General features: G+C 61.5%; 18 protein-coding genes. 5 read left to right on the forward strand and 13 right to left on the reverse strand.

Annotated features, from left to right (window positions below; genetic code table 11):
• The first annotated feature begins 60 nt into the window (after window positions 1–60).
• Window positions 61–2,526, forward strand: a complete 2,466-nt coding sequence (locus tag AAID99_RS07330; protein ID WP_188425946.1) for a helicase-related protein — start codon at window positions 61–63, stop codon at window positions 2,524–2,526.
• A 127-nt stretch (window positions 2,527–2,653) separates the two neighbouring features.
• On the opposite strand, the gene AAID99_RS07335 is transcribed toward AAID99_RS07330, so the two are convergent.
• From AAID99_RS07335 to AAID99_RS07385, 11 genes are all read right to left on the reverse strand, one after another.
• Window positions 2,654–3,883, reverse strand: coding sequence for a Gfo/Idh/MocA family protein (locus AAID99_RS07335; protein WP_498493546.1), 1,230 nt, complete (start codon window positions 3,881–3,883; stop codon window positions 2,654–2,656).
• A 905-nt stretch (window positions 3,884–4,788) separates the two neighbouring features.
• A complete protein-coding gene (locus AAID99_RS07340) occupies window positions 4,789–5,061 on the reverse strand; it encodes a hypothetical protein (protein WP_188425948.1) in 273 nt (90 codons plus the stop codon).
• A gap of 10 nt (window positions 5,062–5,071) precedes the next feature.
• A complete protein-coding gene (dld, locus tag AAID99_RS07345) occupies window positions 5,072–6,808 on the reverse strand; it encodes a D-lactate dehydrogenase (RefSeq protein ID WP_188425949.1) in 1,737 nt (578 codons plus the stop codon).
• A 137-nt stretch (window positions 6,809–6,945) separates the two neighbouring features.
• The gene (gene serS, locus AAID99_RS07350) at window positions 6,946–8,208 is read right to left on the reverse strand and encodes a serine--tRNA ligase (RefSeq protein ID WP_188425950.1); all 1,263 of its coding nucleotides are present in this window, start codon (window positions 8,206–8,208) and stop codon (window positions 6,946–6,948) included.
• Window positions 8,209–8,230: 22 nt separating this feature from the next.
• Window positions 8,231–9,010, reverse strand: a complete 780-nt coding sequence (tatC, locus tag AAID99_RS07355) for a twin-arginine translocase subunit TatC (RefSeq protein ID WP_188425951.1) — start codon at window positions 9,008–9,010, stop codon at window positions 8,231–8,233.
• The gene (gene tatB / locus AAID99_RS07360; RefSeq protein ID WP_188425952.1) at window positions 9,007–9,639 is read right to left on the reverse strand and encodes a Sec-independent protein translocase protein TatB; all 633 of its coding nucleotides are present in this window, start codon (window positions 9,637–9,639) and stop codon (window positions 9,007–9,009) included. The genes tatC and tatB overlap by 4 nt, the downstream gene beginning before the upstream one ends.
• 38 nt (window positions 9,640–9,677) lie before the next feature.
• Window positions 9,678–10,253, reverse strand: a complete 576-nt coding sequence (gene scpB / locus AAID99_RS07365) for an SMC-Scp complex subunit ScpB (protein ID WP_188425953.1) — start codon at window positions 10,251–10,253, stop codon at window positions 9,678–9,680.
• Window positions 10,253–11,086 (reverse strand): segregation and condensation protein A, encoded by an 834-nt coding sequence (locus AAID99_RS07370; RefSeq protein ID WP_188425954.1) that lies wholly within the window; start codon window positions 11,084–11,086, stop codon window positions 10,253–10,255. Before AAID99_RS07370 ends, scpB begins: the two co-directional genes overlap by 1 nt.
• Before the next feature lie 5 nt (window positions 11,087–11,091).
• On the reverse strand, window positions 11,092–12,174 hold the full coding sequence (locus AAID99_RS07375) for an SPOR domain-containing protein (protein WP_188425955.1): 1,083 nt from the start codon (window positions 12,172–12,174) through the stop codon (window positions 11,092–11,094).
• Window positions 12,171–13,976 carry an arginine--tRNA ligase gene (gene argS / locus AAID99_RS07380; protein WP_498493547.1) on the reverse strand — a complete coding sequence of 602 codons (1,806 nt, stop codon included), beginning with the start codon at window positions 13,974–13,976 and terminating at the stop codon, window positions 12,171–12,173. The genes AAID99_RS07375 and argS overlap by 4 nt, the downstream gene beginning before the upstream one ends.
• Window positions 13,977–14,015: 39 nt before the next feature.
• Window positions 14,016–15,185, reverse strand: a complete 1,170-nt coding sequence (locus AAID99_RS07385; protein WP_498493548.1) for a deoxyguanosinetriphosphate triphosphohydrolase — start codon at window positions 15,183–15,185, stop codon at window positions 14,016–14,018.
• A gap of 58 nt (window positions 15,186–15,243) precedes the next feature.
• Here AAID99_RS07385 and erpA point away from each other — a divergent pair, with 58 nt between their 5' ends.
• Both erpA and xth read left to right on the forward strand, forming a co-directional pair.
• Window positions 15,244–15,615, forward strand: coding sequence for an iron-sulfur cluster insertion protein ErpA (erpA, locus tag AAID99_RS07390; protein ID WP_188425958.1), 372 nt, complete (start codon window positions 15,244–15,246; stop codon window positions 15,613–15,615).
• Between the two features lie 10 nt (window positions 15,616–15,625).
• Complete coding sequence (gene xth / locus AAID99_RS07395) at window positions 15,626–16,393, forward strand: exodeoxyribonuclease III (protein ID WP_498494279.1); 768 nt, start codon at window positions 15,626–15,628, stop codon at window positions 16,391–16,393.
• 151 nt (window positions 16,394–16,544) lie between these two features.
• On the opposite strand, the gene AAID99_RS07400 is transcribed toward xth, so the two are convergent.
• Window positions 16,545–17,738, reverse strand: a complete 1,194-nt coding sequence (locus AAID99_RS07400; RefSeq protein ID WP_498493549.1) for a globin domain-containing protein — start codon at window positions 17,736–17,738, stop codon at window positions 16,545–16,547.
• 79 nt (window positions 17,739–17,817) lie between these two features.
• Here AAID99_RS07400 and AAID99_RS07405 point away from each other — a divergent pair, with 79 nt between their 5' ends.
• The gene (locus AAID99_RS07405) at window positions 17,818–18,264 is read left to right on the forward strand and encodes an RrF2 family transcriptional regulator (RefSeq protein WP_188425959.1); all 447 of its coding nucleotides are present in this window, start codon (window positions 17,818–17,820) and stop codon (window positions 18,262–18,264) included.
• A 156-nt stretch (window positions 18,265–18,420) separates the two neighbouring features.
• On the opposite strand, the gene AAID99_RS07410 is transcribed toward AAID99_RS07405, so the two are convergent.
• A complete protein-coding gene (locus tag AAID99_RS07410; protein ID WP_498493550.1) occupies window positions 18,421–19,836 on the reverse strand; it encodes an aminotransferase-like domain-containing protein in 1,416 nt (471 codons plus the stop codon).
• Window positions 19,837–20,047: 211 nt separating this feature from the next.
• On the opposite strand from AAID99_RS07410, the gene AAID99_RS07415 reads away from it, so the two are divergent.
• The gene (locus AAID99_RS07415) at window positions 20,048–20,497 is read left to right on the forward strand and encodes a UrcA family protein (protein WP_498493551.1); all 450 of its coding nucleotides are present in this window, start codon (window positions 20,048–20,050) and stop codon (window positions 20,495–20,497) included.
• The last annotated feature ends 1 nt before the right edge of the window (window position 20,498 follow it).

Consider the following 20,498-nt stretch of genomic DNA (forward strand, 5'->3'; position numbering starts at 1 on the left):
ACGCCCGCTTGGACAAGTCTGCCGTTGCAGCAAACCGTGTCATAACGCACAAACACATTCATGGATTCTGCACGCTCCCCCGCCGATCACGCTCTCGCTTTGGCCGTTGAGGACACTGGCCTTTCTCCTACGCCCAAAGAGGAGCCGCGCCTTCTCAAACTGATCGCCCGAAGCCTTGTGCCGGGGGCAGAGCGCATTCTGCCTTCGGAATATGAGCGTCTTCTCTGCGACGTGCGCCGCAAGGACTGGGCCGCCCAGCTGATGAACGCCACCCGACGGGCGGGCGAGTTGTGGATCGGCAAGGCGGATATTCTCGATGCGGTAGGCCGCGTGCATGACCCGCGCGCCGGGCTCGACCTGCTGCGCAGCACGCTCGATGACACGCTGGCAGGGCGCCTGCGCGAGATGGGTCATACGCCGCGTGACGTGCTCGAGGCCGTGCAGGCCGATCTGAGCGATGCCGGGACTTTCCTTTCGGGCGGGCAGATCGACCGTCTGGCCCAGATTGTTGCTTCCGCCTTTGGCGTTGAGGATACGGGGTTCGAAGCCGAGCTGATCGCCAGCGAGAAAGCACGGCGGGAAGAAGAAGAACGGATCGAGGCACGCGCCGAAGCCCGTCGCAAGCGCGAGAATGAACGCCTCAAGGCCTGGGAAGAAAGCCTTGTCGGGTTCGATCAGGTGCCAACCATTCTGCATTGCACCCCACGTGAAGCCTTGCGCTGGATTGCTGAAAACCGCCTGCCGGTCACGCGCCGCACGCCGCAGCCCGATGGCACGGAAAAATTCGAATTCGACCCCGAGATCCTCAAGCGCCTGCGCCCGCAGCTTGCGGAATGGCGCGGCGGCGCACGCGGCACCCCTGCCCTCACGGGTCGCAAGGTCGGTAATGCCGTCATTGCCCGCGTAGCAGCGCTTGACCGTTACGTCGCGCATTTCCGCACGGCGCGCTCGCTCAAGCGACGGATCACGCTCGTGACCGGGCCCACCAATTCCGGCAAATCCTATACGGCGCTCAATGCGCTGGCCAATGCCGAGAGCGGTCTGGCCCTCGCCCCGCTGCGTCTTCTGGCGCATGAATTCCGGGAGTCGCTTCTGTCTCGCGGCGTGCCTGCCTCTCTGGCGACTGGTGAGGAACGCATCGATTTCCCCGGTGCGCGCCATCTAGCCGCGACGGTGGAGATGTGTCCGTTCCATAATCCGGTCGATGTGGCGCTGATCGATGAAGCGCAGATGCTGATGGACCCTGACCGTGGGGCTGCCTGGACGGCGGCGATCATGGGTGTCCCTGCACGCCATCTTTATATTCTGGGTGCGCCTGACTGCATTCCTCTCATCAGGCGCATTGCCGAACTCTGCGACGACCCGCTTGACGAGATCACCCTTGAGCGCAAATCGCCGCTGCGGGCGGCCAGCGCCCCTGTGCGGCTGCGCGACCTCGAGGCAGGCGATGCGCTGATCGCATTCTCGCGTCGAGAGGTACTCGACCTGCGCGCCGAATTGCTGACACTCGGCAAGCGCGTGGCTGTGGTCTATGGCGCACTCAGCCCGGAAGTGCGCCGTGCCGAAGCGGCGCGCTTCAATAACGGTGAGGCGGAAATTCTGGTGGCGACTGACGCCATCGGCATGGGCCTCAACCTGTCAATCAAACGCGTCGTGTTCAGTGCGCTGCGCAAATATGATGGCAAGCAGACCCGCGACCTGACAGCGCAGGAAATCAAGCAGATTGGTGGGCGTGCCGGGCGATACGGGCACCATGAGAACGGCATCGTGGCCGTTCTGGGTGAGGCGGGAACCCCTGCCCATATCCGCAAGATGCTCGCCGCCCCGCCTGAGCCGATCACCGAACTGCGCCCCCTTGTGCAGCCCGATTCCGATATCGTGCGCGCTGTCGCCGAGGAAATCGAAACGGACAGTCTTTACGGTGTTCTGGTGCGCATCAAACGCGCCGTTTTGCGCGCCGATGACCCGAATTACCGTCTTGCCGATATGGATCAGGCCTTCGAAATCGCCTCGGCACTAGAAGGTGTGGAAGGGCTCAGCCTCACGCAACGCTGGGTCTATGCGATGTGCCCGATCGACGAGCGCGATAACGGCATTGCCCGGCTTGTCGGCTGGGCGAGCGACCATGCCGCCGGCAGACGCGTGCCACCGCCTGGCACAGGACGTCTCGTCCAGCCGTCACAGGCAGGCCGAGAAGAGCTGGAGCGCGCCGAAAAGCGCCATAAGCGCCTTGTCGCGTGGCGCTGGCTCTCGCTGCGCTTTGCCGATGCCTATACCGACAAGCAGGCGGCAGAGGATAATACAAACGCGCTGAATGACTGGATTGAAGCGGTTCTGCGCCAGCAGAGCCGTGAGCGTGAACATCAGCGGCGGGCAAGACCGGGGCAGAGACCCGGAGGTCAGCGGCCGGGCAGCCAGAAGCCGGGGGGCAAACGCCCCTTCGGGAAACGCCCGGCAGAACGGGACGCGCAGCCGCCCCGCGATGGCCGTGGACCAAAAAGCACAAGAAAACGCGGGCGCAGCTGAAGCCGCGCCGTCGCTCCTCTGACCCGAAAGCTGAACTGACAGTACCCTTCTGCTCTGGCCCCATCACCACGCCAGAACACAAGGGTCGCATCTCGACACAGTCAGGTCATGACACGACCTGAAAAGGTCAGGCCTTCCTGCGCCAGTCGCCCCAATCTGTTGAGACCGGTCGACGCGTCGCAGCGGATTGATAAATGGCCTGTATCAGCCTGATGTCCTGCATCCCCTCCTCACCCGTGGCGAGCGACGGCTTTCCGCTTCCGAGAACATCCGGCAGGTGATCGAGCTGGGCAGAAAACTGGTTGAGCGCCGGAATCTGGAACATGGGATCGGAAAGGATATGCGTTTCCTCTCCGGCAACGGTTTCGAAGCGATTATTATAATATCCGGTGGCAGGGTTGAGCATTCCGGAGAGCTTCTCCGCCTGAATGCCGAAGCGCGATGTCGCGGCAGCGGTGAAGGACGAATTGCCATGGGCGAGAGCGCCCGAGCGATAACGGAATGTCCAGGAAATGATGTCTTCCACCTCGTGGAAAACAGGATTGGTGCTCTCGGCCCTGATAGCGCTGACTTCGATCGGCTCTTCATTCAGCAGATAGCGTGCACCGTTCACGCCATAGATACCGAGATCCATAAGGGAGCCGCCGCCTGAGAGGCTGCGTTTGACACGCCACTGGCCGGACGGATCATCAATGCTGAGGACATCGGTATTCTCGGTCGTCACGACACGCAGCTTGCCGAGCTTTCCCGCACGGATAGTCTGGATCGCGCGCTGGGTGATCGGGTCGAAATGGCAGCGATAGCCGATCATCAGCTGCTTGCTGGCGCGCCTGGCGGCGTCGATCATGCGCTGGCAATCCCCGACGCTGGTTGCCATCGGCTTTTCGCACATCACATGCTTGCCCGCACGAAAGGCCCGCACCGCGAAATCGGCATGAAGCGCATTGGGCAGGATGATATAGACAGCATCGATCTCGGGATTGTTCCGGATGTCGTCGAAATTGTCGTAGCTGTAGATGTTCTTTTCGGGCACGCCATAGGCCGATGCGACCTTGCGCGCCTTTTGCGGGTCGCCACTGACCAGACCGGCCAGTCGCGCATGCTGGCACTCGCCGAAGGCGGGCAGGATCTGATTGATCGCATATTTTCCCAGACCGACAATGGCATAGCCAAACGGGCGGCGGCCTTCCGGAAGCGGGCGTATCGGCTGGGGCGACGGGCGGGGTGCCAGATGATCCGGCGGTGTCGTCTGCGCCGAGGCGCTCTTGCCCAGAACCAGCCCTGCAACACCTGCGGCCTGCAGGAATCTGCGACGTATCTGCGACGCAGGCTGTTGGTGAGTGTCGTTGTCGCTCATCTCATCTCTCTCAGCGTTTCAGAATCGTTCCGCCTCATTCGGCAGCCCCACTTCACAAGCGCGTGATGAGCGTCGTGGTTCGCCATGGGATTGGCTCAGACCGATGACAAAGTATGACCTTTGACGGCCTGTACTCCCGCGCCACAATGGCACTCAGCCCGCTTTCCGGGTCTGGCTGGCGATGGAATCAGACGGACCTAGCAGCATGTCGTGCTGTCATTCAGATGTGGCGGAACGAGATCGCCGCCGCTGGTGACCGATCAGACGGATGCCTCCCCTTAGCCGCAAGGCGCTTAAATGGGCAGGTTCATCCCCAAGCGGGAGATTCCGGCTCCCGTGGCTGGATACGCAGAACCTCTCAGACACAAGACGCGTCAAACGGCACAGCAAGATCGGTAGGGTCCGACGCGAAAAGGGAGCGTCAATTGCCCGTCGACTCGCTTTTGAAGCCTTTTTTTGCCCTCTCACATCGCTAGAAAACCCTTGTGCCATCTGGTTTTTGGGCAATTGTGCTTTCTACGGGGCAGATTTTTCGCCGAAACGACGCAGAAAGTTCTTCCATTCTTCACAAAAACCGCGCTAGCGTTCTTTTGCGGCAACCGAGGTTGCTTCAAATAATTCTTCGAGAATCACTTCGAAGAAGAAAGTAAAGTACGGCCGCCGCAAAATAGTGCGCATTTCGCGCCATGTGAAGAAGGAATACAGATATGTCGTCTGGTCTTTCCGTAAGCACATTTTCGTCGAAAACCATGATTTCGGTCAGGGTTTTCTCCGCAGAAGCCAAATATCAAGGGGTCGGCCCCCCATAAGGGAGCCACGCAGTCCTTAGGTTTCTCTCATCGGCTAGAGTAATCACAGGATCTGAAACACCCGTTTCTTCCTCAACCTCTTTTCGTCTCTCTATTTCAACCCTTTGCCAACACTCCAACGCCAATACTTCCATAGCATTGACGATAGTGAAGTAAGTCAAACACGAAATAGGGCGCATCTGGCGCCATGTGAAGAAGGAATACAGATATGTCGTCTGGTTTTTCCGTAAGCACATTGTCTTCGAAAACCATGAAAGCGTTCAGGGTTTTCTCCGCAGATGCCAAATATAAAGGCGTAGGGCCGCCGTAGATCAGCGAACCGGCTCCGGCGTTTGCCTCCTCATGCAGGTGCAGCGCCGGGCCCCTCATATTCGGTCCTTCAGACCTCTTCTGCTTTCCAGTTTCTCTTTCTTGTCGACTTCCCGATACCGGGATTGAGGCAATTGCACGGGTCGAGATCCCGGTAATGGCTGAGTATTTCAGCCCCTGCTTCATAAAGATGCCCGAGATTATGCTCTGCCGGATAACGCGCCCCGCGTGCATCCAGCAATTTGAGCATTTCGTGCTCCACATCTTCCGCTGACTCGCCGGGCTTCAGAACATAATCCTGATGCATCACGTGGCACAGGAAATGACCGTAATAGAGCTTGTGCTCTATGCGTTTCTCAATCGCTTCCGGCAAAGTCTCGAACCACGCCTCGTCATTGCGTCGCAGGGCGATATCCAGAGCGACGATTTCCCCCGCTTCCTTTCCCAGCACATTTCTGCAGCGTAGCGCTGCACCAGCAGCCGCAAAGCGATGCAGGAAGGCGCGTTTGCCCTCATCATCGGTACAGGCAAACCAGTCGAACGCGTCCTTATCACCCACCTGCCCTGCACTGAGCGTTGCAAAATAGGCCTGGAGCTTTTCCGCCAGAGAACGGGAAACGCGCAGCATCAGATGATGCTCGAACCGCTTTTCGAACGCGTGCATCTTTGCCGGAATCTGATTGGGCAGAAGGCGACCCAGTTTCTGCATGATCCGGTCGGTCAGATGCGGGGGCAGAAATCTCGACCCGGAGAAGAGATCATCGAGCCATGCCTTGGCGGCGAAAAGACGCGGAATGGACCGCGTGCCCGCATAGCGGATGAGGGCCACCGTATCGCGACCATAGATCTCGGCGATGCGAAAGGCATCGCGATGCATGTATTCGCCCGCGATGGGCAACTCGTCATAGGCCGTCAGCAGGTGGCGGCGCAGGGATTCGAGCGCATTGGTGCTGTTCGTACCGATGTAGAAAACCTGGCTGTTCTTCTCAGCCGGGAAGGTATCGACACGCACGGCAAAAACGATCAGCTTGCCAGCACAGCCCGATGCATCGAACCAGCGGGCGCTGTCCTGATTGTAGCGTGCCGGGGTGTCGGCTTCGACGTCGCGCACATGGGTGACATAGCCATCGTCATGCCCCCTGGCGTCAGTCCACTCGATCTCCTCTTTGCTGAGAGCCCCGCTCTCAAGGCGGGCGAGAGCCTTGACCGGATCGGCATCGAGCCTGATGCCCAGACGATTGACCAGTTCCAGCCGCCCGTCTGCCGTCACCCGGCCAAACAGTGCCATCTCGGTATAGGCGGGGCCTCGCTGCACCAGCGCACCACCTGAGTTATTACTGATCCCTCCCAGAACCGACGCGCCGATACAGGAAGACCCGATGACCGAATGAGGTTCGCGCCCATGGCGTGCAAGGACGGTCTCGAGCTTGTGCAATGTGGTACCGGGCAGGCAGATAACCTGCCTGCCGCCTCCGAGCAGATGTATGCCGCGCAACCGGCGGGTATTGATCAGAATGACGGGGCGATCATAATTCTCGCCATCGGGGGTCGACCCTCCGGTCAGACCCGTATTGGCAGCCTGCACGATCATGATCTGATCGGCGGCTACGCAGAGTTCGGCCACACGCCAGAACTCGACCAGGGTTCGGGGGCGAATGACCGCCCTCACCTTGCCCGAGCCGAAACGGTACCCCTTCGTATAGGGTGCTGTCGCATGGGGCGCGACCAGCACATGCGGCGTACCGACGACCTGCCGCAGCAGAACCAGCAGGCGGTCTGCATGCAAGGTGGGTTCTGTCAGGCGCATGATCGTCTTCCTCTGTCTGGCGATGCCAAAGGCCGGTTCAACCCCGGCATCGATCGTTCGACGCGTGCGCTCGAACGGGAAAGATAGGGCTTCTCGCGAAGCCCTGTCACGCCCTTGCAGGCGCGACAGGACAAGGCTCAGCCGATACGGGTCAGCCCGCCCATATAGGGCTGAAGGGCTGCCGGAATCTCGATGGTACCCTCTGCCGTCTGGCCGTTTTCCATGACTGCAATCAGCGTGCGACCGACAGCCAGGCCAGACCCATTGAGCGTATGCACGAAGGCGGGACCGTTCTCGGTGCGATAGCGCGCATTCATGCGGCGGGCCTGAAAATCACGCGTGTTGGAGCAGGAGGAAATCTCGCGCCACGCCTTCTGCCCCGGCAGCCAGCCCTCGAGATCGAAAGTCCTAGCAGCACCGAACCCGGTATCGCCCGCGCAGAGCAGCATGCGACGATAGGGAATATTCAGACGCTCGAGAATGCTCTCGGCGCAGCGTGTCATGCGCTCATGCTCGTCAGCGCTCGCCTCTGGCGTCGTGACAGAGACAAGCTCGACCTTGCTGAACTGATGCTGGCGCAGCATGCCGCGCACATCACGCCCCGCGGAACCCGCCTCGGAACGGAAGCAGCTGGAGAGCGCCGTCATGCGCAGCGGCAGCATTTTGGCGTCAAGTATTTCACCCGCCACACTGGCGGTCAGCGGCACCTCGGCCGTGGGGATCAGCCAGCGGCCATCGGTCGTCTGGAATGAATCCTCGGCAAATTTGGGCAGCTTGTCGGTGCCATACATCGCGGCATCATTGACGAGCAGCGGCACGATGGTCTCGCTATAGCCGAATTCCTGCGTGTGGGTATCGAGCATGAACTGGCCCAGTGCCCGCTCGAGACGGGCAAGCGCCCCGCGCAGCACGGTGAAACGCGCGCCCGAGAGCTTGGCAGCGGTCGGGAAATCCATCAGGCCGAGCTGTTCACCGAGTTCGAAATGCTGCTTCGGCTCGAAATCGAAAACCGGCACCTCGCCCCATTGATGAACGACCTGATTGGACTCTTCATCGCGGCCTTCAGGCACGGTCTCGTCAAGACGATTGGGCAGGCTGGCAAGCACGCCGCTGATATCGTTTTCAATCTGCGCGGCGCTGGCCTCAAGGGCAGCGATATGGTCGCGCAGCTCGACGGCTTTCTGCTCAAGCGCGGTCGTGTCCTGACCAGTCTTCTTGCCCTGGCCGATTTCCCTGGCCAGCACCTTGCGCTGTGCCTGCTGTTCCTGCAGGGCCTGAAGGGCTGCACGACGCTCTTCATCACGACGGACCAGATCACCGGCAACGGGCGACAGGCCACGACGGGCCAGAGCGGCATCAAAACCGGCCGGATCGGCGCGAAGGGCGCGCAAGTCATGCATCGTAGTCGTTTCCCGTTATTGCCTAGTCGATCGCGACAGCGCGCGGCTCGACAAGTCGTGCCGTAAAGATCGAGATTTCATACAGAAAGATCAGCGGCACGGCGAGACCTACCTGGGTAATCACATCGGGGGGCGCCAGTATGGCAGCGATAACCGTGGCCCCCACAATGGCATAGCGCCTGAATTTCTTGAGCCCTGCCGAGGTGACAATTCCGACACGCGCAAGAAGCGTCAGCACCACAGGCAGCTCGAAAGCCGCGCCGAAAGCCAGGATCAGCTTCATGACCAGCGAGAGGTAGTCGGACACCTTGGCCTGCAACTCGATATGCATGCCATGAGATCCCACCGGCGCTGTCTGGAACGACAGGAAAAAGCGCCAGGCGATGGGGAAGATGAAGTAATAGGCCATCGTTGCCCCAAGCAGGAACATGGCCGGCGTGGCGATCAGAAAAGGGGCGAAGGCACGCTTCTCGTTCCTGTAGAGGCCCGGCGCGATGAAGATCCAGGCCTGCATGGCGACGATCGGGAAAGACAAGAAGATCGCGCCGAAAACGGCGACACGCACATAGGTAAAAAATGCCTCTGACAGGGCCGTATAGATCAGATGCGGCTGCTCACCCTGCTGCCGCATGATCTTGGCCAGTGGATCGGCCAGGAAGAGATAGATCTGCTCGGAGAAATGATAGCAGACCAGAAAGGCAACGATGAACGCCGCCAGTGACCAGATGAGGCGCTTGCGCAACTCGACCAGATGTTCGAGCAGCGGCATCGCCTTGTCGTCGATGGAGTTTTCGTTCGTCATGGCGCGGTCGGGCAGTCTGGCTGGGTTGGGGTCGCAGGCGACAATATGGGCGTTTCCGCTGGCGTGGCGGAGAGCGGGGCAGCCTCTGGGGGCGGATCGAGCGCAACGCGACGCCCATTATGAATGACACGCAGGGGCGGTATGACCGCAGGGGCGTGCCAGAGCGTCTTTTCGTGATTCAGGCGTCGCGCCGTCAGAGGCGGCAGGATTGCGGGGGCCGATGCTTCTTCCTGCCGGGCCGGAACAGTCTCGGTATTGCTGACGCCCGGCCCGCTGACCGGAATAACGGCAGGCGCTGTTGACGCAACCGATGCCGAGGCGGGCGCAGACAGCGATGGCGGTGGCCTGAAATCGAGGCTCTTGCTGATGGTCTGGTCTGAATCGATGGTGCGGGCGATGCGATCGCGAAAATCGAAACGTTTGAGATCACGCAAATGATCGCGTGCCTCACCGAGATCGGCCTCACGCACCATTTCGTCCACATGGCCCTGAAACTCGGAAGCCATGCGGCGCACAGCCTTCAGCCCCCGGCTGACAGCGCGTATGGCGGTCGGCATGTCCTTGGGGCCGATGAAAACCAGCGCCACAATGACGATCAGCGCAATTTCCGACCAGCTAAAATCGAACATCTTCCCCACTCATACCAAAAGCCCGATCAACGAGGCGCCTACTGAATGCCCTGCTGGGTCACGACACGCCCCGTCTGCCCCGCTGCGTCAGGATCGAGCAGCAACTCGTCACGACGTGGAAGGGCGCCGAGATCGCTCAGGCCGAAACTGCTGAGAAAATGCGCCGAGGTTCCCCAGAGAATAGGCCTTCCCGGAACTTCCTTGCGCCCTTTCGGCATGATCAGTCCATCCTCGATCAGCGTGTCGAGCACGGTCTGACTCAACGAAACACCGCGTATGCCTTCGATATCGGCACGTGTGCAGGGCTGATGATAGGCGATGATCGCGAGCGTTTCCATGGCGGAACGGCTCAGGCGCCGGGGTTTCTCGATGATGCGCGTCAAAGCGGGGGCGATTTCGGGCCGGGTGCGGAACTGCCAGCCCTTGGCGATCGCTATGAGCTCGACCGCGTGATCCTCGTAACGGGCCATGATTGTCGCGAGAACAGGCCCGAGAACGGTTTCTTCAGCACCTTGCGTGACAAGAAACTGCCTGAGCGCGTTCTCCGATACGGGTTCTGCACTGGCAAAGATCAGCCCCTCCACCAACCGGGACAGGGTCATCAGCGCATCCATTACGTTTCGTCCTTTTCGGAAACCTGCCCGGCGGATGCTTTTTCGAAAACATCGTCCTTCTGCGGCGCCCTGAGCATGATCTCGGCGAAAATACCTTCCTGCTTCAGCTCGACCGCGCCGCTCTTGGCCATTTCCAGCCCTGCCACAAGCGCGCTGGCCAGAGCGGCAGCGCGCGCACGTGGCGCTGTGCTTTCCTGGGCAGGCAGCAAGGCGGTCAGTTTCTGCCAGCCAGCCACTTCGCTCGCATTGAGCAGACGCTGCAGCGCCGATACCGCCTCGGTCACGGTCCAGTAGCGCGGGCGTGGCGGCGCATAGAAACGTTTGCGCCCCCTCCGACGCGTCATGGCGAGATAGGCTGTGATGAGCCCGATCATGTCGACACGCAGGCCGGAACGGTCGATCTGGGTCATGCTCTCGCCGCACCCACGGGCAAAGACATGCTCGCCAAGGCGGGGACGGTTATCCAGCCACCGGGAAAGACCGCGTATGGCCTCAAGCTCGAGCAACCTGCCCTGAAGCAGTTCGGCCGCTTCTTCGGCTTCGCCATCGGGTTCGTTTTCAGCAGGCAGCAGGAGGCGCGATTTGAGCCAGGTCAGCCATGCCGCCATGACAAGCCAGTCTGCTGCCAGTTCGAGCCGGATCTGGCGCGCGCCTTCAACGAAGGCGAGATATTGTTCGACCAGCTGCAGGATCGAGATCTGGGCCAGATCGACTTTCTGGGCGCGCGCAAGATCGAGCAGCAGATCGAGCGGCCCCTCGAAACCCGTCAGGGACAGGTGGGGCGCGGTTTCCGGTTCCGCGCCCGTCGGAAAGACGAGACCCCCCTCACCCATTGCGATCAGAAGACCGCCGGTGTGCAGGCAATGGAGCGGGCATGCAGACGCACGCAGAAAGCACGGGCCGCCTGTGCTGAGTCGAACCCGCCAACGCGCAGTCTATAGAAGACATGACCATTGATCGTCTTCTGCTCGATGACCGGCTCATGGCTCGACAGCAGATCGCTCGCTTGCTTCGAAAGCCTGGACCAGGTCGCCTTCGCGTCGGCATCGCTGCCCAGAGCCGCCAGCTGCACCATGTGACCGGCGCTGTCCGCCTTGGCCGCAGGCGCCACCGGAGCCGTCTCGGGGGCAGGTCGGGCTGCTTCCTTCTGCGCCGGGGGTGCGGCCTTGGCAGCAGGCTCGGCCTGACTTGATTCCGTCTTGCGAGCGGGCGGTGAAGCAGGTGCCTCTTTCGGCTCAGGTGCGGCGGCGGAAGGCGCTTCGGGGGCGGCAGAAGGCCCGGCATTGTCTGACGCGCCAGCGCTCTCTTTTGGTGCCGTGCCGGATGCCGCGCCTGTCGAAGCCGCCTCACCGGAAGTAGAGGATGACGCTGCCGGTGCCTCGGGGGCTGTGCGGGCAGCAAGCGCCTCGGGGCGCGGCTGTTCGGGCTCGGGCGCCAGATGCGCTTCACCCTGCCCAGTCACATCGAGATCGGTGCCATCGCCCATGATCTGCATCCCGCCCGGATCGGCGGGGCGATCACGCACGGGGCCAGGGGGCGGCCCGATGACGGGAATACCGCCGGAATGACCGCCGAGTAGAGACCAGCCCCCCACGCCCACGACCAGAAGCGCGCCAAGCCCTGCTGCGCCATAGACCAGACGACGTGTCATCACGTCAGAGCCGAGCAATGCGCCCAGACCGCCACCCGTCGCAGCACGACGGCGAAAGACGGGCTCTTCGTCATAATCGGCGCTCAGGCGCTCGCGCGGTGACGAGGCGCGGGAATTGTCGCGCGCCGATGAGGACTCAGCGCTGTAAGACGGGGGCCGCGTATCGGTAAAACGCGGGTCATTGGCGCGTCGGTCATTGCCGCCGGGTTGACGGGGGCGCTCATCGCCCCCCTGCCGGTCGTCGCGCCAGTCTGGCGTGTCGTCGTTCATCGCATCTCCTCAACCGGCTCGACACCGAGAATGGCCAGGCCACAGCGCAGCACGCTGGCAACCGATGCCACGAGCGCGAGCTTGGCCAGACTCGCCGCCTTGTCCTGCTCATGCAGGAAGCGCAGCGTCGTATCCTCACGCCCCTTGTTCCACAAGGCATGGAAATCCGCTGCCAGTTCACCACAGTAATAGGCGATGCGGTGCGGTTCGCGCGTCTGGGCTGCGCCTTCGACCACGCGGGGGAAAGTCGACAGACGGCGCAGCACGGCAAGCTCGACATCGGAGTCGAGGCGTGACAGCTCGGCACCGGCCAGGGACGCATCGCTCGTGACCTCGGCGCCAAACATGGTCTCGGCACTCCGCATGACCGAGCGGCACCGCGCATGGGCGTACTGCACGTAGAACACGGGGTTGTCGCGCGTCTGGGCTACGACCGCATCGAGATCGAAATCCATCTGCGCATCGGCCTTGCGGGTCAGCATGGTGAAACGCACAGCGTCACGTCCGACTTCGTCAAGCAGGTCGCGCAGCGTGACGAACGTGCCCGCGCGCTTGGACATACGCACAGGCTCGCCGCCCTTCATGATACGCACGATCTGGCACATCACGACTTCGAAACCCGTCTTGCCATCGGTCAGGGCACTGACGGCCGCACGCATACGAGAGACATAGCCGCCATGATCGGCGCCAAGAACGTCGATCAGCTCGTCGGCGTTGCGGGCCTTCTGGGCGTGATAGCCGATATCATTGGCAAAATAGGTGTTGCTGCCATCGGATTTGCGCAGCGCACGGTCGACGTCATCGCCGAACTGCGTGGAGCGGAACAGGGTCTGGGGGCGTGGCTCCCAGTCTTCCGGGGTCTTGCCCTTGGGGGGCTCGAGTACGCCTTCATAAAGCAGGCCCTTGGCGTCGAGGGCGTTGATGGCCTCATCGACCTGACCGCTGGCCAGCGTCTCGGCCTCGGACGAGAAAACCTCGTGATGGATACCCAGAAGGCCGAGATCGGTGCGGATCTCTTCCATCATGACCTTGAGCGTGGCTTCACGCACGATCTCGAACCAGACAGACGGATCGGCGGGCTGACCCGCTGCATCGGCAAGGCCCTTGCCATGCGCGGCGGCCAGGGATTCACCGATGGGGATCAGGTAATCGCCCTGATATTGCAGACCTGTCGGCGTAAGCGCCGAGAAGGCCTCGACATCGATCTGGGTGCCGATGGCCTGCAGATAGCGCCAATAGGCCGCCCAGGTGAGCGCGATGACCTGCGCTCCGGCGTCATTAATGTAATACTCCTTGGTGACGATGTGCCCGGTCTTGGCCAGTAGATTGGCCAGCGCGTCACCCACCACGGCGCCACGGCAATGACCGACATGCATCGGGCCGGTCGGGTTGGCCGAAACATATTCCACATTCACGCGGCGATTGGCGCCAAGGCGCGATTCACCAAAGCGCGGCCCGGCCTCGATGACAGAGCGCGCAACGGATTGCAGCACGTCCGGGCTGAGCGTCAGATTGACAAAGCCTGGCCCCGCCGCTTCTGCCTTGGCGACACCGGGCAGCGCCGAGAGCAGCGGCACCAGATCAGCCGCGATATCGGCCGGGCGGCGACGGGCGAATTTCGAGGCCAGAAGCGCAGCATTGGTGGCCATGTCACCATGGGAGGCGTCACGCGCCGGGGTGAGTTCAACACGTGCGGCAATCTCGTCCGGCAGATCTGCCACGACAGATCGCAGCGCCTCTCGCACCTGCCCCTGGTAACGGGCGAAAAGGCAATCTGTGGTGGGCGCTTGTGTATCGGACATGAGGGCCTTGCGTTCCTGACGTGGTTCTTGCTGCCTGTATCAACCCAGCATGGAGAGTTCCGTCAACCGTCGATGTTCATCCATCGCAAAACGATCGGTCATTCCTGCTATGTAATCCGCCACCACGCGACGCCGGCCAGCCTCGTCTGCGGTCTTTGCCTTCTCCCGCCAGCCATCGGGCAGCAGGCTCGGATCTTCGGACAATATCTCGAAAACCTCGGTCGTCGCCAAGCGCGCCTTGCGCGTCATGCGGTTCACCTTCCAGTGACGATACATGCGCGCATAGAGAAACTTGCGGATCTCCTTGTTCTCACGCGCGATCGTCTCGCTGAAAGCCACGACAGGCATCGGCGCATTGCGGATGTCGTCAGCCGATTCCGGTTTCAGCGCTGTGATATTCGCCCGTGTCTGCTGCATCAGATCGGTTGCGAGCACATTGATGACCTGGCGGATCGTCTCATGCCTGATGCGGCGTTCGCGCTCATAGCGGTCATCTGTCCGCGCTCCTGCCATGGCGCGTTCGAGCGCGGGGCCGACAATGGGGAGGCCCGCAATATCCTCGAGCGCCAGCAATCCGGCGCGGAGCCCGTCATCAAGGTCATGACCGTGATAGGCGATATCATCGGCAAGAGCGGCCACCTGCGCTTCGGCCGAGGCATAGCTGGACAGGTTGAGATGATGCCGCTGGTCGTATTCGAACAGATAGGGGGTCGGGCGCTTGACCGGACCGTTATGCTTGGCGAGCCCTTCAAGCGTCTCCCATGTCAGATTCAGTCCGTCGAAAGCGTGGTAACGGCCTTCGAGATGGGTCACGAGGCGCAGCGACTGGGTGTTGTGATCGAACCCGCCCCAGTCTTTCATGCAGAGCTTGAGAGCATCTTCGCCCGCATGGCCAAAAGGGGTGTGACCGAGATCATGCGCAAGCGCGAGTGCCTCGGTGAGATCCTCATCGAGCTGCAACTGGCGGGCGATGGAGCGCGCAATCTGGGCGACTTCGAGAGAATGGGTCAGCCGCGTGCGAAAGAAATCGCCTTCGTGATTAATGAAGACCTGGGTCTTGTATTGCAGGGTACGAAACCCCGCCGAGTGGATCACACGATCGCGGTCCCGCTGCCAGGGCGAGCGCGTGGGAGCGTCTTCCTCGGCGTGTAGGCGGCCTCGCGCGGTCTCGCGACGCACGGCATAAGGGGCGACATCCTGGCTGATCATCCGCTTTCTCCACATCACCCGCTTTGAGCGGGCGCACTGGCGCATTATATGGGAAAAAATGAGCCAGACCACGCCCCCCTCCGCAGCGCCCCTCGCGGGACGCTTCTCGGTTTCCGCCGGTGCCGCTGCCCGGATTTCGGAGATCATCTCGCAGCAGGCCGATCCGTCGGGACTTGCCCTGCGCGTGGCGGTTCTGGCCGGGGGCTGTAACGGCTTTCAGTATCAGTTCAAGCTCGACACCGAGCGGGCGGCAGATGATGTCGTAATCGAACAGGATGGCGCGACCGTTCTGGTCGATCCGGTCAGCCTCGATCTGCTCGAAGGGGCGCAGCTCGAATTCATCGACAAGCTGATGGGCGCGCATTTCGCAGTGACCAACCCCAATGCCGCCTCGTCATGCGGTTGCGGCACCAGCTTTTCGCTGGCGTGACCCGTCTGCCATGAGCTTCACTTTTGCCAGCTGGAACGTCAATTCCATCCGCCAGCGCGAACGCCATGTCCTTGACTGGCTCGATCGCGTCAAACCTGACCTGCTCTGCCTGCAGGAACTAAAATGCGAGACCGGGGTCTTTCCGGCAAGCTTCGCCGAGGCAGAATATCACCCGGTTGTGGTCGGGCAAAAAGCCTATAACGGCGTCGCCATGCTGATGCGCGAACCGGCTGAAGTGACCAATCTGAGTCTGCCGGGCTTTGAAAACGACGCCTCGCGCTATGTCGAGTTGCGCATGGCGGGCATGGTGATCGGCAATCTCTATCTGCCCAATGGCAATTCGGGCGGCGCAGCCGGGTTTGAGACAAAACTCAACTTCCTCGATGCCCTCGCCCATCGGGCAAAAGAACTGCTCGAGGCTGAAGAGGATTTTCTCTTCACCGGCGACTTCAATGTCTGCCCGACCGATGAGGATTACGCCCCCGGTGCGCTCAGCCCCGATGACGCATTGCTGCGGCCGGAGAGCCGGGCGGGCTGGCATCGTCTGCTCTGGCTTGGCCTGACCGACGCCTTGCGGGCGCTCCATCCGACCGGACGCCACTATACTTTTTACGACTATCAGAATGCGGCGTTCCAGCGGAATGCCGGACTGCGCATCGATCACGCGCTTCTATCGCCCCGCCTGGCCGAGCGCCTCGTTTCCGTCACGCCCGATCGTGACGAACGCGCCAGGGATCAACCCTCGGATCATATTCCCCTCATCGTCACCCTGTCCTGAACATATCGCTCCCGTGATACCCCTGGAGGCGTGACGGGAGCGACTGCCCCAGCGGATGGCTGGGGATCTGGCGATGAAAGACCTGCCGGTCAGCCCCTTGATGACGCGGCAGGAATGAGGAGAGCCGAAAAGGGCCGGCTGAGAAGCGCGTTCAGGCAACACCCTCGTCAGAGCCGAAGAACTCATGATGGATGCGCGCCCTGTCGACACCCAACCGGCTCAGCCCCCCAATCAGATCGCGCTGGAAGCTGCGCGGACCGCAGACAAACACATGCGTGTCAGGACTCATCCGGGCGAACACCCATTCAGCCGAGACCCGTCCCTCATGGGTTGGCATGGCAAGATGACGATCCTGCCCCAGAGTACCGAAGACGTCGATTTCTGGTGCTGATTCTGCGGTCGCCAGCTCTGCAAGAGCCGATCGGAACGGCATATGGTGCAGATCGTGATCGCCATGGACAAGATGGCGTTTGCCGCCTTCAGCACCGCCTTTACTGGCAAGGAGCATGCTCAGAAACGGCGTGATGCCAATCCCGGCACTGACCAGCATGGCAGGCGCCTTGCCGATTGCCGCCAGGGCAAAATCACCCGCAGGCGGTGTCGCATCGAGCACATCGCCCACTGCGAGCCTGTCATGAAACCAGCGTGACACCAGCCCCTGCGGGTCGCGCTTTACCGAGATACGATAGCCGCTTGCGTCCGGTGCGCTCGAAATACTGTAGCTGCGCCTTGTGTTGATCCCATCCCGTTCGAGGCGGAAGGTCAGAAACTGGCCCGGCTCATGACGCAGGACCGGTTTGCCATCGACGGGAGCAAGCCAGAACGATGTGACGCAGTCGCTTTCCTGAACGCGCTTCTCGACCCTAAAGGCCCGCCAGTCGCGCCAGCCACCCGGAAGGGCTGAGCGTTCATCATAGACGCTGGCCTCACGGGCAATGAGCACATCGGCAAGAAAGCGATAGGCATCGCCCCAGGCATGCATGATTTCCGGCGTTGCAGCCTCTCCAAGAACGGTCTTGATCGCGCCGAGCAGGGCAGCTCCGACGACCGGATATTGTTCCGGTTTGACCATTGCGGCGACGTGGCGCTCGACGATGAGGCTGAGCGCCGCCTCAAGTTTCTCGGGATGCTCGATATGGCGCGCATAGGCCAGAACCGCAGCGGCGAGCGCATGGGGCTGACGCCCATTGGCCTGATCTGTCTGATTGAACATGGCCGCTATGGCCGGGTCGCGCATGAGAGAGGCGTACATGGTTCTGGTGATCGTGACGCCATACGCCTCGAGGGCTGGGATCGTGGCTTTGACGATCGCCGGGGTGCCGGATTCGAGCGGTTTGACCATCATGCGACTCCTAAAAGATGTATATCATGCACATCTTTTAGGCCTGATGCATGAAAGATGCAAATCTGCTACATCTTTAGAAATGCGCCTGACCCTCCACACAGATTACGCCTTGCGCGTGCTGCTTTATCTCGGCCTCAACCAGGAAAGGCGCGTCTCGATTCACGAGATTGCCGAGCGCTACGGGATTTCGGAAAACCATCTGGTCAAGATCGTTCATCGCCTCGGACAGGGCGGTTTTGTCACCACGACGCGCGGCCGTGGCGGGGGGCTGGTGCTTGCCCGTTCCCCCGCCGAAATCGGGCTTGGCGATCTGGTGCGTTTTACCGAAGAGGATATGGCGCTGGTCGCCTGTTTCCAGACAGGTCAGAGCTGCCTGCTGACAGGTGCCTGTCGGCTTCAGACCCTGCTTGGAGACGCACTGGGCGCTTTCATGGCCGTTCTGGACGGACAGACACTCGCAGACCTGCTCAAGCCGCCGGACTGGTCTGCGCTCGCTGCACGTTTGCACCCCCCTGCCCCTGAGTAAGGCGCAACAGGCCTCAGTGCCGACAGACAATCAGCCCTTCGCCTGATTCGCGTCTTTCATCAGGCGCCAGACAGACGCGGCCCGGTTCTGCTGACAGTGAGATCTGACAAAGGATCGCCTGACGAGTGGTCCGTTCCGCCGATGGGTCAACGCGGACTAGACGATGCCGTCGCGATCAGCACGGCCATGACCGGCAATGACCTCGGTAATGATCGTCAGGGCCTTGCCAAGCTCGGCCTGGCTTTCCGGCGCCCCGAAGCAGAGCCGCAACCCTGTATCGGCATCGCGTGAGACCAGGGCCGCGTCTGGTGGCGTCACCTCGACGCCAGCGCGTAGCAGACGCGTCGTTACCCGCTCGGCTTCGAGTGCCTGCATGGGCAGGAAGCCATGGGGCGAGTGGTCGGCGCCGGGCGGCGTCAGCAGAGGCCCCAGGGCCTGATGGGCCATCTTCCAGCGCGAGGCAGCTTCGTTCTGGATGGCCTGTGCAATGTCTTCGATACGACCCTCTCTCACCCATTCCTCAAAGACCAGGGCCCCCAGCGCAGGTGGGCAATATCCGAAAGCGCGCACACCGCGCATCAGACGCTCGCGCGCCACGCCCGGCGGAAGAGCCAGAAAAGCAACGCGCAGGCCGGGGCAGATGCCCTTGGACAGGCTGACGAGATAGAGCGTCCGTTCCGGTGCGAGAGAGGCAAGCTGCGGCGGCCTGCGGGAATAGGCGTAATAGGCATCGTCTTCGAGAATGGTCAGGTCATGACTGCGCGCTATCGCCACAATGGCCTCTCGACGCTGCACCGACATCGTGCGCGTGGTCGGGTTGTGCAGCGTGGGGAGCGTGAACAGCAGGCGACTTCCGGTTTCTGTAACCGCGCGGTTGAGCGCTTCTGGCAGAATACCTTCCTCATCCATCGGCAAACCGTGCAGTTTCAACCCGAGATGTTCTGCCGCCATACGCGCGCCGTAAAACGTCGAGGACTCGCATAAGATCGTGTCACCCGGACCGCAGAAAGACGAGAAGGCCAGAGCAATGGCATGCTGCCCTCCGTTGCACTGGACAAGATTGGCCGCATCGACCTCAAGGCCGTAGGCATTTCTGATCCAGAGCGACGCAGCCTGCCTTACAGGCGCCAGCCCGGCCCCCTGGATATAATGCACTGCCGGATCGAGCGCACCGCGTGCCATCAGGGCCATGAGGGCTTCATTCAGATCCTGCATGAGGGAAACAGGCGGCGGCGTATTGCAGCGCAGATCGATCGCCCCTGCCCCCCTTGGCCCGGCATTTGTCAGGCGCGCCACGCCGCGCTCGGTGGTGGGAATATCGGGCACGGGCGACGCGTTCGTTCTTACGAATGACCCGCGGCCTACATGGGCAACCAGCAGCCCACGGCGCTCGGCTTCGGTATAGGCGCGCGTGACGCTTCCCACGCTCACCCCCAGTCTTAAGGCAAGGTCCCTGTGCGGTGGCAGACGCATGCCGGGGGCAAGCGTGCCGCTTCTGATATCGCCGGCAATGGACTGGACCAGCCGTTCATAGAGCGGCGCAGGGCCGGGCTTGAGCTCAGGAGTCCACATGAAGGTCACTCTCGGCAATATTGTCATGAGACATTAAAGTCATTGCTCTTTTTATCGCCTCAAGCAGAATAACACAATCGAATCGATTCGTCACTATTGTACCAATACAATCGAGGTGATCATGTTTTCTTCCGGCGCGGATTCCGCGCATTCCTCCCCATCCCCTGTGGAGCGGAGAAAGACGCGCCATGAGACGGGCGTCAGGCACATCATGCTTGCCCTGATCTTGGCCAGTTGGGCCGTATCGCCCTGCGCCCATGCTCAGGACCATGGCGAGAGACAAATAGTGCAAGCAGAAACAGCTGACGACCTGACGGCGCTGGATCTGGCAGGCCCTTCCGGGCGCGTGTCGGATCGCTCACCTCTGGACAGCGAGGAAAGCCTCGACCAGCTTCGAGTGACGTATCGACCGGAGGCTCTGGCCGACAAGTCTTATATCCGCCTTCTGCTTCGCCGTCTCGATCGCGCTGCCCTGCACGTCTGTGGTGAGATGGATGGTCTTTCATTGCCGGTTCGTCTGGCTATCGAACGGTCTGATTGCCACCGGGAGAGTTTGCACCGCAGCGTAACGGCCATTCACAATCCGCTTTTGACACAACTCGCTGACGAGACCCTTCTTCAGCTTCCCACCACCCCCACGCCGCCCCAGGAGGAGCCCTGAT

Source organism: Asaia sp. Ae19-3, from assembly GCF_059801175.1.

What these genes read in the sequence shown, in the direction of transcription:
- AAID99_RS07375 (WP_188425955.1), bottom strand. Translation starts at nt 12,174, where the DNA reads ATGAACGACGACACGCCAGACTGGCGCGACGACCGGCAGGGGGGCGAT.
- AAID99_RS07335 (WP_498493546.1), bottom strand. Translation starts at nt 3,883, where the DNA reads ATGAGCGACAACGACACTCACCAACAGCCTGCGTCGCAGATACGTCGC.
- dld (WP_188425949.1), bottom strand. Translation starts at nt 6,808, where the DNA reads ATGCGCCTGACAGAACCCACCTTGCATGCAGACCGCCTGCTGGTTCTG.
- AAID99_RS07400 (WP_498493549.1), bottom strand. Translation starts at nt 17,738, where the DNA reads ATGATGGTCAAACCGCTCGAATCCGGCACCCCGGCGATCGTCAAAGCC.
- argS (WP_498493547.1), bottom strand. Translation starts at nt 13,976, where the DNA reads ATGTCCGATACACAAGCGCCCACCACAGATTGCCTTTTCGCCCGTTAC.
- scpB (WP_188425953.1), bottom strand. Translation starts at nt 10,253, where the DNA reads ATGGATGCGCTGATGACCCTGTCCCGGTTGGTGGAGGGGCTGATCTTT.
- serS (WP_188425950.1), bottom strand. Translation starts at nt 8,208, where the DNA reads ATGCATGACTTGCGCGCCCTTCGCGCCGATCCGGCCGGTTTTGATGCC.
- AAID99_RS07415 (WP_498493551.1), top strand. Translation starts at nt 20,048, where the DNA reads ATGCTTGCCCTGATCTTGGCCAGTTGGGCCGTATCGCCCTGCGCCCAT.
- tatC (WP_188425951.1), bottom strand. Translation starts at nt 9,010, where the DNA reads ATGACGAACGAAAACTCCATCGACGACAAGGCGATGCCGCTGCTCGAA.
- AAID99_RS07410 (WP_498493550.1), bottom strand. Translation starts at nt 19,836, where the DNA reads ATGTGGACTCCTGAGCTCAAGCCCGGCCCTGCGCCGCTCTATGAACGG.
- tatB (WP_188425952.1), bottom strand. Translation starts at nt 9,639, where the DNA reads ATGTTCGATTTTAGCTGGTCGGAAATTGCGCTGATCGTCATTGTGGCG.
- erpA (WP_188425958.1), top strand. Translation starts at nt 15,244, where the DNA reads ATGAGCCAGACCACGCCCCCCTCCGCAGCGCCCCTCGCGGGACGCTTC.
- xth (WP_498494279.1), top strand. Translation starts at nt 15,626, where the DNA reads ATGAGCTTCACTTTTGCCAGCTGGAACGTCAATTCCATCCGCCAGCGC.
- AAID99_RS07340 (WP_188425948.1), bottom strand. Translation starts at nt 5,061, where the DNA reads ATGAGGGGCCCGGCGCTGCACCTGCATGAGGAGGCAAACGCCGGAGCC.
- AAID99_RS07405 (WP_188425959.1), top strand. Translation starts at nt 17,818, where the DNA reads ATGCGCCTGACCCTCCACACAGATTACGCCTTGCGCGTGCTGCTTTAT.
- AAID99_RS07385 (WP_498493548.1), bottom strand. Translation starts at nt 15,185, where the DNA reads ATGATCAGCCAGGATGTCGCCCCTTATGCCGTGCGTCGCGAGACCGCG.
- AAID99_RS07330 (WP_188425946.1), top strand. Translation starts at nt 61, where the DNA reads ATGGATTCTGCACGCTCCCCCGCCGATCACGCTCTCGCTTTGGCCGTT.
- AAID99_RS07370 (WP_188425954.1), bottom strand. Translation starts at nt 11,086, where the DNA reads ATGGGTGAGGGGGGTCTCGTCTTTCCGACGGGCGCGGAACCGGAAACC.